The sequence below is a fragment of the Dyella ginsengisoli genome (assembly GCF_044904665.1).
Classification (GTDB): domain Bacteria; phylum Pseudomonadota; class Gammaproteobacteria; order Xanthomonadales; family Rhodanobacteraceae; genus Dyella_A; species Dyella_A ginsengisoli.
The window spans coordinates 582,332-594,859 of the sequence record NZ_JADIKM010000001.1; the positions used below are offsets into that span (position 1 = coordinate 582,332).

Annotated in this window: 9 protein-coding genes; 3 read left to right on the plus strand and 6 right to left on the minus strand. The window is 63.6% G+C overall.

The genetic code is table 11. The features are described from left to right. The first annotated feature begins 12 nt into the window (after positions 1–12). On the plus strand, positions 13–744 hold the full coding sequence (locus ISP17_RS02640; protein WP_181303102.1) for a hypothetical protein: 732 nt from the start codon (positions 13–15) through the stop codon (positions 742–744). Between the two features lie 691 nt (positions 745–1,435). Here ISP17_RS02640 and ISP17_RS02645 read toward each other — a convergent pair. The 6 genes from ISP17_RS02645 to ISP17_RS02670 all read right to left on the minus strand — a co-directional run bounded on the left by ISP17_RS02645 (position 1,436) and on the right by ISP17_RS02670 (position 9,077). Then, complete coding sequence (locus tag ISP17_RS02645) at positions 1,436–2,362, minus strand: cation diffusion facilitator family transporter (RefSeq protein WP_404629967.1); 927 nt, start codon at positions 2,360–2,362, stop codon at positions 1,436–1,438. 293 nt (positions 2,363–2,655) lie between these two features. Continuing rightward, complete coding sequence (locus tag ISP17_RS02650) at positions 2,656–2,979, minus strand: P-II family nitrogen regulator (RefSeq protein ID WP_404629968.1); 324 nt, start codon at positions 2,977–2,979, stop codon at positions 2,656–2,658. After that, positions 2,976–6,110 (minus strand): efflux RND transporter permease subunit, encoded by a 3,135-nt coding sequence (locus ISP17_RS02655; protein ID WP_404631395.1) that lies wholly within the window; start codon positions 6,108–6,110, stop codon positions 2,976–2,978. The genes ISP17_RS02650 and ISP17_RS02655 overlap by 4 nt, the downstream gene beginning before the upstream one ends. Next, complete coding sequence (locus ISP17_RS02660; RefSeq protein ID WP_404629969.1) at positions 6,110–7,207, minus strand: efflux RND transporter periplasmic adaptor subunit; 1,098 nt, start codon at positions 7,205–7,207, stop codon at positions 6,110–6,112. The genes ISP17_RS02655 and ISP17_RS02660 overlap by 1 nt, the downstream gene beginning before the upstream one ends. Next, positions 7,204–8,379, minus strand: a complete 1,176-nt coding sequence (locus ISP17_RS02665; protein WP_404631397.1) for a TolC family protein — start codon at positions 8,377–8,379, stop codon at positions 7,204–7,206. Before ISP17_RS02665 ends, ISP17_RS02660 begins: the two co-directional genes overlap by 4 nt. Before the next feature lie 209 nt (positions 8,380–8,588). Then, positions 8,589–9,077 carry a hypothetical protein gene (locus ISP17_RS02670; protein ID WP_404629970.1) on the minus strand — a complete coding sequence of 163 codons (489 nt, stop codon included), beginning with the start codon at positions 9,075–9,077 and terminating at the stop codon, positions 8,589–8,591. 22 nt (positions 9,078–9,099) lie between these two features. Here ISP17_RS02670 and ISP17_RS02675 point away from each other — a divergent pair, with 22 nt between their 5' ends. Further along, positions 9,100–10,167 carry a DMT family transporter gene (locus tag ISP17_RS02675; protein WP_404629971.1) on the plus strand — a complete coding sequence of 356 codons (1,068 nt, stop codon included), beginning with the start codon at positions 9,100–9,102 and terminating at the stop codon, positions 10,165–10,167. Between the two features lie 362 nt (positions 10,168–10,529). Then, a complete protein-coding gene (locus ISP17_RS02680; protein WP_404629972.1) occupies positions 10,530–12,518 on the plus strand; it encodes an FTR1 family protein in 1,989 nt (662 codons plus the stop codon). Positions 12,519–12,528 lie beyond the last annotated feature (10 nt).

Consider the following 12,528-nt stretch of genomic DNA (forward strand, 5'->3'; position numbering starts at 1 on the left):
GCCGCGCCGTTCATGTTCCTGCACCTCGGTTCTCCTCCCAAAGGCCCGCCACCGCCCTTTGAGGCCTGGTCCGTCAGGCAGCTAAAGATACTGGACAAGGCAATTGTGCTCGCCTGGGGGCGCTCGATGGCGGCACCGCTCGGACGAGCATTGCTGGCCAGTGGCACAGAGGTCCAGATCACGGCGATGCTTCAGGATGCGCTCACAGCGTTGCTTAATAGCGGGGCTTTGCCGGGCTTTTCGACATCACTGTACGGCCCACCAATACGGGGCCAAGAGATGGAGGACTATTCGGGCGCTCGGCTGGAGAAGCGACCAGATTTGACGATCACGCGTCTTTCAGCACGTCCCGTGATGAACCACAACGCCATGTTCTACGAGTGCAAGATTCTGGGGAGGGGGCGTACGATAGATCACTACATCGCCCAAGGCGTTGCGCGTTTCGAAAAAGGACACTACGCATGGGCAATGCCGCATGCAGGCATGATCGGCTATTTGGTAACCGATAGTAACCAGAATGCCAAGTCCACCTTGGTCGAACGCTGGATGCATCCGACGTCCCCAGCCTCCTGCGCTCCTATAGCTAAAGTGCAGGAGGACGGATCCGCTCCAACAATAGCGATCAGCACGCATGCTCGTAATTTCATGCTACGGAACGGGGAGTTGCCGGGCCCAATCGCGCTGCGACATCTGTGGTTGAGCGAGCGCTCGACAATGGCCATTCCGAAGAAAAGATCGGTCTGACACCCGCGTGCTATTCGTGCCATGCCACACGTGGCGCTGTGAATACGACCCTTTTCCAGCTTTGTCCAACATGCTGCCGATCGCCCGACAGCACGCAGTTGCTGTCTAATTCCTCCCCAGGGTGTGTGAAAACTCTGCCGATGCGCAGCACCACCTGATCGTCGACCATCAGGTCGCCAACATCGGCACGATCGCAGCCAACTGGTGACCATGGCGAAGCGTGCGCGCACCGCCATGCAGGCCGAACACTTTGAGGTTGCCGCTGATCGTGGTTACGCGTCAGGCGGCGCATTGGGTCGGCATTGCAGCGCCAATTCGTGTGTGGTCTCAAAGCGGGGGGACGTCGGCGAAAGCGACAGACGGCACCTCACCCTTGCCTAAGCGCCTCCGGCGCTCAAGTACCTTAATGGCCTGTAGGTCGCCGATATCGCAGGAGTGGGTGGCGAAACCGCCGCGTCCTTGCTCCTTGTCCAGTCGCCGCATGAGCTCGGTTTCGGCAGAGTTCGGGTCACATTTGCGAGGCTTCATCAAGCACTCATAGCGCACAAGGCCGGCGATACTGAACTCGCATCTCGCCTCCTTGGCGGCTGCGTGTAAGCGGAGTCTCCAATGCAGGGTGCGCTACAGACTTTCGCCGCCGGAACAAGCGCAACCTTCCAGCGTGCAAATGTACCGGTTCACCATTGTGTTTCTAAACGGTCGAGACAGGGGCCTGCCCACAAGGGTGTGCCTTATCGCCGAGCTCCAATTGAACGGTGGTGTGGTCGATGCCGAACTGTGTATGCAGGTCGTGCTGGATCCGTGCGAGCAAGGCATCCTCGATCTGCGCATCGGGCTTGACCAGATGAACTGTCAGAGCCACTTCGGTCGTGCTCATGCCCCAGATGTGCAGGTCGTGCACGGCGGAAATACCCGGTAACCCTGCCAGGTAACCCTCGACATCTTGCGGGTCTATGTGCGGAGGCACCGCGTCCATGGCCAAGTCCAGCGAGCGCTTGAGCAGGCCCCAAGTGCCCACCGCAATGACGACAACGATGACCAGGCTGACGGTGGGATCCAGCCAGAGCCAGCCGGTCGTGCGCATGGCCAGGGCGGCCACGACTACGCCGAGCGAGACCGCTGCATCTGCCGCCATGTGAAGGAAGGCCCCCCGTATGTTTACGTCGTTCTTGGAGCCAGCCACGAACAGCCATGCGGTGATGCCGTTGATTACGACACCAATACCGGCCACCGCCATCACGGTGCCACTTGCCACGGGCTGGGGGCTACTGAAGCGCCCAATCGCCTCCCAGGCGATGGCCCCAATGGCCACAAGCAGCAGGACTGCATTGAGCAGTGACGCCAGGATCGAGGATCGGCGCATGCCATAAGTGCGCCGCCGGGTTGGCTGCCGTTTGACCAGGACTGTCGCGCCCCATGCCAGTGCGAGCCCCAACACGTCGCTCAGGTTGTGACCAGCGTCGGCAAGCAAGGCCAGCGAGTGCGCGAGGTAACCATAGACCGCCTCGGTGGCTACAAAGGCCAGATTGAGTCCGATGCCGACCGCGAAAGCGGTCCCGAAATCCTTCGGGGCGTGGTCATGAGCGTGTGCTGAGCCATGGGCGTGGTCGTGTGCCATTGCGTTTCCGTCGAATGTGGAGTTCGCCCATCCGGGCAGCGGTGAGACGCGACGACTGCGTGGCAGACCGCGTTGTGCTTAGGGATGCCGAGCAGGTTTCCATGTCGCCAGCGGCCGTCGGCGCAGGCGCAGTCATTGAAAACATCAGTGCTGGCTAGAGCGGGCGCAGGTCGAGCCTACGACGTGGGTGGGTGCTACAAAATCGCACATGTGCTGCACCCGCCTAGGTATTGGCCAAAGGCATATGGCGCGGACGCCCGGCTATGCGCCCGGGTGCCCGCACCATCGTCGGCTCAGTCGGTTTGACCGTCGATCGGCCATGACCCATCCACGGTGCTCTGGTAGACCCATCCGGCCACGCTCTGGCCGGTGCGTCCGTGCAGGCGAATCAGTTGTACGGCTCGGTCCACCTGGTCGTCTTCGCAGAACACCTCCAGCTTGATCTGTCGGGTCACGCGTTCGCCCAGTTCCATCGAATAGACCTGTTCTTGTGCACTGAGCGCCGTCAACAAGCCCTTGACGTCACTGACGGACAGGTAGCCGAACCCAGCCTCCTCCAGGGCGTGAATGACGTCGACGACGCGGCCGCGGTGGATGAATGCCTTCACTTCTTTCATGGGGTGGTCTCCTTGGCCAAGCGCCGTGCGGCGCGTTCTTCGATCCAGTCATAGAGCACCGGCAGCAGTACCAGGGTCAGCAGGGTCGAGGTGATCAGGCCGCCCACCACCACGGTGGCGAGTGGACGCTGGGTTTCTGCACCGACACCACTAGAGAGCAGCATCGGCACCAGGCCCAGGATCGCCACGCTGGCGGTCATCATCACCGGGCGCATGCGCAACGCCGTGCCGCGAACCACGGCCTCCCGAACTGGAAGCCCTTTCTCGCGCTGCTCGTTCAGGAAGCTCACCAGCACGATGCCGTTCAACATCGCCACGCCGAACACGGCGATGAATCCGATGGCCGAGGGCACCGAGAGGTATTGCCCTGTGATGGCCAGCCCGACGATGCCGCCGATGGTGGCGAACGGTACGTTGGCCAGGATCAATGCGGCGTACTTCACCGAGTTGAAGGCGGTGTAGAGCAGTACGAAGATGAAGAAGATCGTCGCTGGCACGATCAACGACAACCGCTTCAAGGCCCGCTGCTGGTTTTCGAATGCGCCGCCCCATTCGGTGTAGTAGCCGGTGGGAAGATGCACTTTTTTGTAGATCGCGGCATTCGCCTCCTTGACGAAGCCGTCGATGTCGCGACCCCGCACGTCCATCTGGATCACGGCGTAGCGCTGCAACTGCTCGCGACGGATAAACGAGTAGCCCTCGGCGTCACTGACCTCGGCTACCTGCGACAGCTGCACCAGCGCGCCACTGGCGGTGCGGATCGGGATGCGCTGGATCGCTGGCAGGGACGCTTTGTCGGCATCGTCCAACCGGACCGCGATGTCGAAGCGTTTCACGCCATCGAGCTGCGTCGTCACGGGCTCGCCGCCGATGCCGTTCTTCACCACGGTCAGCACGTCGTCGGCGTTGAGGCCATAGCGGGCCAGCGCGTCGCGATCCACCTTGATGCGGATCTGCGGCTTGCCGATATTTGCCTCCAACGCCAAGTCGGCCACACCGGGCACCCCGGCCAGCACTTCCTTCATGCGGGCGCTGAGCCGGTCCAGCTCGCCCAGGTCCTCGCCGTAGATCTTCAAGGCCAGGGTGGCACGTACGCCGGAGATCAACTCTTCGATACGCATCTGGATCGGTTGGGTATAGCTAACCACGGCGGTGGGCAGGGCGGCGGTCAACTCCTTCTGCATCGCCTCCTCGATGCTTTCCAGCGTCTCGCCCTTGCGCCACTGATCCTTCGGCTTCAGCGGCGTGTAGACCTCCATGTAGTTCACGTCGGCGGTCTCGCCTTTTTCCGCGCGGCCGATCATCGCCAGAGTGGTGTCCACCTCCGGGAATTTCTGCTTGATCAGTGCCGACACCTGCTTGGAGATATTGATCGACTCATCCAGCGAGGCCGAGGGAATCGAGGTGATGCGCCACATGATGGCGCCCTCTTTCAGGTTGGGCATGAACTCCTTGCCCAGGAACGGGAACAGCGCGAGGCTGCCGATCAAGGCGCCGGCGGCGATGCCCAGCACCAGCTTGCGCCGTTCCAGTGCCCACGCCAGCACGGTGGCGTAGTGCCGTTTCAGGAACGCGACCAGGCGCGTGTCCTTCTCTTCCTTGGGCTTCAATACCAACGCCGCCAGCACCGGAATCAGCGTCAGGGCCAGGATCAGCGAGCCGGCCATGGCGAAGCTGATATTGAACGCCATCGGCTTGAACATCTTGCCTTCCAGCCCCTGCAGGCTGAACAGCGGCAGGAACACCACGATGATGATCAAAATCGCGAACGCCATCGGATTGGCGACCTCGCGGGCAGCGGCCAGCACGGCCGAGGTGCGGTCCACCGGGCCCCCATGGGCTTTGCGCTCAGCCATGATGCGGTAGGCGTTCTCCACCATCACCACGGCGCCATCGACCATCATGCCGATGCCGATCGCCAGGCCTGCCAACGACATCAGGTTGGCTGACAGACCGGCCTGATTCATGCAGATGAAGGCGATCAGCATCGCCAGTGGCAACGCCACGACCACCACCAGCGCGCTGCGAAATTCGCCCAGAAACAGGAACAGGATAATCGCCACCAGGATCGAGCCTTCGATCAGCGCCCGCACCGCGGTTTCTACGGCCGCGTTGACGAGCTCGGTACGCTCGTACACCGGCTTGACCACCACGCCTGGCGGCAGCGCCTGCTTCACCGTTTCGAGCTTGGCCTTGACCGCATCGACCACGCTCTTGGCGTTCTCACCGATACGGGCCAGGGCCTGGCCCATGACGACTTCCTTACCATCCCGGGTTACGGCTCCGGTACGCGGAGCGCCCGCCTCGGTGATCGTGGCCACGTCACGCACATAGACCGGCGTGCCATCTTCGGTCTTGAGGACGATGTTGCCTAGGTCCTTTGCGTTCTGGACCAGCCCCAGCCCACGGACCAGGTACTGCTCGCGTCCCACGTCGACGAAATTGCCACCGACCTGCGCATTGTTCGCCTGCAAGGCTTCGATCACCTCCTTGAAGCCGAGCTTGTGTGCAATGAGCTTCATCGGGTCGATGCGCACCTGGAACTGCTTTTCCTGGCCACCCCACGACGTGACGTCGTCGACGCCGGGAGCGGTGCGCAGGATCAAGCGGATGGTCCAGTCCTGCAGCGTGCGAAGGTCCATGTCGTTCGGTGCGGTGCCCGCTGTCGCGCCTTTCAGTTTGTCGTCAGCGCGTTCGACCGTGTACCAGAACACCTGTCCCAGACCCGACGTGTTCGGGCCCATCTCCGGCTTGCCGTAGCCTGCCGGCAGGCGATCGCCCACCTGTTGCAGCCGTTCATTGACCAGCTGGCGGGCGAAGTAGATGTCCATGCTGTCGTCGAAATACACCGACACATAGGACAAACCGAACAGGCTTACCGAGCGGATCTGTTCCACCTTGGGCAGGCCCGCCAGCGCCGATTCCACCGGCGTGGTGAGCAGCTGTTCCACATCTTCGGCGGCCAGCCCCGACGCCTCGGTGTAGACGTTGACCTGCACCGGTGTGACGTCGGGGAACGCGTCGATGGGCAACTGGCGTACGGCCTGAAAGCCGAGAAAGCCGATCACCACGAAGGCGATCAGCACCAGCACCTTGTAGCGCAGGGAGAATGCAACCAGACGTTCCAGCATCATTCTTCTCCCAACTGCGAGCGCAGCAAGCGGGCCTTCAGCGCGAAGGCACCCTTACGTACGTAGATGGCGCCGGCCTTGAGCCCTTGAGTGATGACCGTCCAGCCATTGCGCGTGTCGCCGACCATCACCGGTGCCGGCTCGAACGCCCCGTTGCCCTTGGCGACGAACACGGTCGGCTGGTTCTGCAGCAGCACGATCGCGTCGGCCGGTACCGCGAGCGCTTTCACGGAGCTGCCCGCCTCGATGCGCGCCTCGACCAGCTCACCGGGATGCAGCAGATCCCTGCGGTTGTCGACTTCGATGCGCACCGGAACCGTGCGCGTGCGCTCATCGGTCTGGTGCGAGCGCTGTACCACTTTGCCGGGTATGGCGGTGTCGTGGACGAGGATGCGGGCGTCCGCGTCGGGTTCGACCCGTTCGGCATCGGCCGGGGACATTTGAGCGACGACCCACACCGAATCTTCCTTGACCAAGGTGAACAGCGTGCGACCCGGTTCCACCCGCTCGCCGACCAGAAATTCATCGGTGGTGACACGACCAGCAGCGGGAGCGAGCAGCTCGAAGCTTCCATCGGCCGCGGCCGAGCCCTTGCGCAGCAAGCCCCCGATCTGGCCCTCAGACAAGCCGTAGGCACGCAGCTTGGCGCGAGCCTGGTCGCGCTGCACTTTCGCCTCGTTGTAGCGGCGCGCCGACACCGCCTGTGGCCCCAGCGACGCGATCCGTTGCCAATCCTGTTCGGCGACGATCAATGCACCTTGCGTGGCGGCCACCTCGACGCTGGAGAGCACGACCAGCGGCGCACCGGCTTTCACGACATCGCCCAGCCGGGCCTTGCGAGCCAGCACCTGCGATTCCACGCGCGGCGACACCAGCACGGTGGAATACGCATCGGCCTTCACTTCGCCGGGCGCCTTCAATTCATCGGTCAGGTCGCGCGGGGTGACCTTGTCGAGCACGATGCCCGCGGTCTTGATCGCCTTGGCGTCCAGTGCGAGCGGGTTGGTAGACGAGGTGTCTTGTGCCATCGCCGGTCCGGCCAGGGCGGCCAACAACGCCATCCCCAGCAGGCCGCGCTTCAATAGAGATTCGTTCATCGGGAAATGTCCTGATTGGGGCCGTCCTGAGTGCGGCCATCGAGCCAGTCGTTCAGACGGCCAGCGGCGGTGAGGTAATCGAACCAGGCCTGCCAAGCTTGGCTTTCCAGCTCCTGGCCCGACAGCGCGGTATCGAGGCTTTGCTTGAGCTGTACGAGGTAATCGGACGTGCTGATTTCACCGGCACGCCAGAGCTTTTCCAGCAGCGCGGTGCGGTCCTCGAACGCGGCGGCGCGGCCGGTGCGAAACGCCTCGGCGGCACCGCGCAAGGCGGCATAGCGGGCTTGTGCTTCCTGCAGCCCCGCACGCAGGACAAACTGGCGCGATCGCACGCCTGCGGCTGCCGCATCGGCTTCCGCCCGGGCGGCATCCACTTCGGCACGTCCGGTATTGAGCACGGGCAAGGGAATGGACACGCTTACACCGATCACTTGATCGGTACGCGACCCGCTGCGTACCTGTCCACCGGTCAGGCTGAGTGTGGGATCGGGAATGCGCGCACGACGCGCGACCTGCACGCCGGCGTCGGCGCTTGCCTGCTGAGCGCGGGCCTGACGCAGTTCGGGTAACTCGTCGACGGCCAAGGGCGTCACACGGTCGGCCGCCGGTGATAGCCCCTCGGGTAACGGCGGCAAGGTCGTGAGCTGGTCGCCGCTGATGGCCAGCAAAGCGGCACGCGCGGCCGCCTCATTGCCGGCGAGCGTGGCCTGCTGCACTTGCGCCTCACCGAGAGCCAGGCCGGCCAGGTCGCGTTCGGGACTGCTGATGTCGCCCACCTTGAGCCGCTGTGCGGCTAAGTCGTCAAAGCGTTGCATCAGCGCGAGTCGACGGCGACCCAGTTCACTTTGCCGAGCCGCGAGAGCCGCCGTCGACCACGCCTTCAACCAGCGGGCGGCGACGTTGCGACGCAGAAGGTCATAGGCCGCCTCGGCGGCAAGCACATCGGCATCACCCTGGCTGGCCCGAGCGCGACGCTTGCCGGATAGATCCAGCGCCAAGCTGAGGCCGGCCGTACGCCGATTGACGTCGGCGTTCTCCGCATCGAGCGACAGCGAGGGGTTGTATAGCGGTTGCGCGGCGGCCCGCGCACGGGCACGAGCGGCGTCGAGATCCGCCCGCGCTGCCTGGACTTCGGGGCTGGCTTGCCAGATGCGGCGTACCGCGTCCTGCAATGGAGACGAGAGCAACGAGGGTGCTCGGGTCCCTGCCGCTAGGGGAGGATCGGATAATGGGGGTACGGGGGCAGCACTGAGCAGCGCCGCATACAACAGGCACGCGGCGCCAATAGGCACCGAACGGAACACAGACATGAAGCCATCTCCTGAAATCGATCACGAAGCGACGCATCGCCTGGGCGAATGCGTCGCGAAACGGAGCGGTTTCAGGCGATCGGAGGGCGCAGCAGAGAGCCAGTCGTCGCCGGCGTAAACCCGGAGCGGATGGTGAAGTTGTCGAAACGAGACTCCACCCTGGCGACAGCAAGCGGGGCAGTCGTCGGCAGCGTCACCGTGTGCGCGCACGCGCAATGGCAATCCGCTTCACCAAGGAGGCAGGCGCTCGCGTCATCAGCCGACACGTTGGCGATCGCTGTATCTGCCGGCGTGCTGACGGCGGAGACCGCGGTGGTCGAAACCAATCGCTTCTCTGGCGCATCGGCCAGACAGACCGTGCCGGCGACCAGCTTGATCAGCAACACGGCCACCGCCAACACCCAAAGGCCGCGGTGGCGGCGCAGGCGGGTCAGCAGCGATGTGCGGGCGAATGGCATCCAGTTATCGTAACCAGCCTCCGAGGTGTTAGACAATTTCACACGCGCATTGTGGTTCAGCTCAATAGGCCGGCCCCCCGCAGCCAATGCGGAGCGACTCATGCTACCCCTCTGGAAGCGATGTATGAAACCGAAACATGAGCACCTACGCGGTGTATTCCAGGCGATGGCGGCGGCCGCGCTGTTTGGTCTGAGCACGCCATTGGCCAAAACGCTCTTGGGCGCGATTCCTCCGCTGCTGCTGGCGGGCCTCTTATACGCCGGCTCGGGTATCGGGCTGGCAACGTGGATGGTGTTGCGGCGGTGGCGTGGCCGGAGACCCACTGAGGCACCGTTGCATCGGCGGGATTTGTCGTGGCTGGCGGGAGCGGTGGTGTTCGGCGGCGTGCTGGGTCCGGTCCTGCTGATGCTGGGGCTGGCCCATACGCCTGCCTCCAGCGCTTCGCTGTTGCTCAACCTTGAGGGCGTGCTCACTGCGGTACTTGCCTGGGTGGTGTTTCGCGAGAACGTCGATCGGCGCGTTTTTCTGGGCATGCTGGCGATCGTCGCCGGTAGCGTGCTGCTGACGTGGCAGAGGCAGCGCATCGGCGAATTGCCGTGGGGTGCGCTGGCGATCGCTGGTGCCTGCCTGTGCTGGGCCATCGACAACAACCTGACGCGCCCGGTGTCCGGTGGTGATCCGGTGCAAATCGCCGCGATCAAGGGCGGTGCGGCTGGTGCGATCAACATCGGGCTTGCCCTGTGGCTGGGGCTGCGCTTTCCTACCATGCTGCCGCTGCTGGCCACGGGGCTGCTTGGCTTTGTCGGCTACGGTCTGAGCCTGGTGCTATTCGTGTTGGCGCTGCGCAGTCTAGGTACGGCCCGCACGGGGGCTTACTTCTCTACGGCACCGTTCGGGGGCGCCGTCCTATCGCTGCTGCTGTTCGCCGACCATCCAGACCTCACCTTCTGGCTGGCCGGTGCCCTGATGGCGATGGGCGTCTGGCTGCACGTCAACGAGCGCCACGCGCACGAGCATACACACGATCCGCTCGCCCATGAGCATCGTCATCGCCACGATGATCACCACCAGCACGCGCACGATTTCCCTTGGGATGGCAGTGAACCGCACACCCACCCACATGTGCATGAGCCGGTCACGCACATTCACGCGCACTATCCGGACATCCATCACCGCCACCGGCATTCCTGATATCCGAGTGCGAAGCAAGCCATCGGGAGACCGATCACGACGTTCACCCCTGACCAGTTTCGGTCGCGCATCACGCGACTGCTGGCAGGGCATTGCCGATAAACGGCCAGCCGCCCTTCATGTCCGGCCTGATCACCATAGTGCGCCATGCTGTCAGGCGTCGCCGACAGCAAGCCATACCATGCCCATTTCGAAATGCCGTCGCAGCGTTTGGTGTGGGCCCGCGTAGTCGCGGCACGGCCTTCGAAGGCAGGTCGTACGCGGTGCGAATGACACCGTGCCACCAATCGCGCCAGGACGGTTTCCTTGGGAGTGGAGTGGTCTAAGTTTACGCAGTGCTTTGACCTTGCTACATTTAAATAATGACAATAATTCTCATTCGTATATATTTGCGGCATCTCGCCGTCATCATCCTGTTGCTGTGGGGCGCATCGGCCTTACCGGCGTGGGCAGAAGATACCCCTTCCACCGTCCCGCAGACTTGGCAGATGCTCGACTACTTGGCGACCGATTACGCCGGTGCGGTGAAGGATGGCGCGGTGATCAGCGCGTCCGAATACGCCGAAATGCGGGAATTCACATCGACGGCTCGGTTACGCATCGGCGCGCTGCCGCCGACCGCGTCCACGCCGGAGCTCCTTAAGGAGGCCGATGCGTTGATGGCCTCGGTCGAGACCAAAGCGGCACCCGCCCAAGTGGCGACACAGGCACATGCGCTGGCCGATGCGCTGGTGCAGGCATATCCGGTGCCGACCGCTCCGGAACATGCCCCCGATCTGGCGCGTGGGGCGACGCTCTATCAGAATCAGTGTGCCGACTGCCATGGAGCGACCGGCCATGGCGATGGTCCGGCCGGCCTGCAGCTATCGCCTCGACCAGTGAATTTCGCTGACCAGACGCGAGCGGATCAGCGCAGCGCGCTGTCGTTGTACGAGGTGATCAGCCAAGGCGTGGAAGGCACGCCGATGGCGAGCTACGCTGGACAACTCTCTTCCGACGACCGCTGGGCGTTGGCGTACTACGTGGGTTCGCTGGCTTACACCAAGGAAGCCGCCACCGGCGCCGATACCTGGCAGCACGATACCGCCGCCCGTGCACAGATCGCTGACTTGAAGGAATTGTCGCGTGTGCGCGTCGCGCAGCTGACACCTACCCTCGGTGCGGAGCGTGCCCGGGCGATCGTGGGCTATTTGCGGGGCCACCCTGACGTCATCCAGCAGCAGGCGTTGGCGGGCATTCCGTTGGCGCGCGAGCGACTTGCGGCGAGCCTGACGGCTTATCGTGCCGGCGCGAAGACGCAGGCCACTCAGCTGGCGCTGTCGGCTTACCTCGATGGCGTGGAACCGGTCGAACCGCAACTCAATGCACGGGATGGTGCACTGCGCGCCCAGCTTGAAACGGCGATGGGAGCCTATCGCACCGCGTTGACGAGCAGCACCGCAGCAGTGGCCTCGGTGGCTAAACAGGCCGATGAGGTCGATGGTCTGCTGGTGCGTGCGCAAAAGGTCACCAGCGATGCGGCAGGCGATGCGGCTGCCACTTTTCTGGGTGCTTTCACGATCCTGGTGCGTGAAGGTCTTGAAGCCCTGCTGGTCGTAGTCGCCTTGCTCGCTTTCCTGCGCAAGGCCGCGCGGCCCGAAGCACTGCGCTACGTGCATGCCGGCTGGAGCCTTGCACTGGTCGCTGGCGGCACTACCTGGGCGATCGCCAGCTATGCGATTTCCATCAGTGGGGCCGGCCGTGAGTTGACCGAGGGGCTGTCCTCGCTGTTTGCGGCGTTCGTGCTGCTTGGGGTGGGTCTGTGGATGCACCAGAAGAGCATCGGCGGTCGCTGGCAGGCGTATCTAAAGGAAAAGATGGCCGCCGCACTCAACCGACGTTCCGGATGGTTCCTGTTCGGGCTGGCCTTCATCTCGGTGTACCGAGAGGTGTTTGAGAGCATCCTGTTCTATGCCGCGCTGTGGAACGACGGCCAGGAAGTGTGGTTGCTCGGCGGCATCGCGGCCGGTGCGTCGGTACTGGGGGTGATCGCCTGGGCGCTGTTGCGCACCAGTCGCAGGCTCCCGATCGGCACGTTTTTCTCTGCAAGTTCGGCGTTAATCGCCGTGCTCGCCATCGTGCTGACCGGCAAGGGCGTCGCCGCGCTGCAGGAGGCCGGCTGGGTGGCGGTGAGCGTCGCACCGGTGCCGCATATCGAACTGCTGGGCATCTATCCGACCTGGCAATCCCTGCTGGCCCAGCTGGCGATTCTGGTGATGCTGGCTGTCGGTTTCGTGTTCAACATCCATCGAAGCCGCCGACCACAGCCGTCATCCTCTATGACCAGAGAAGTTCTGCCCGATGCGGACTGAAGGCGATGCG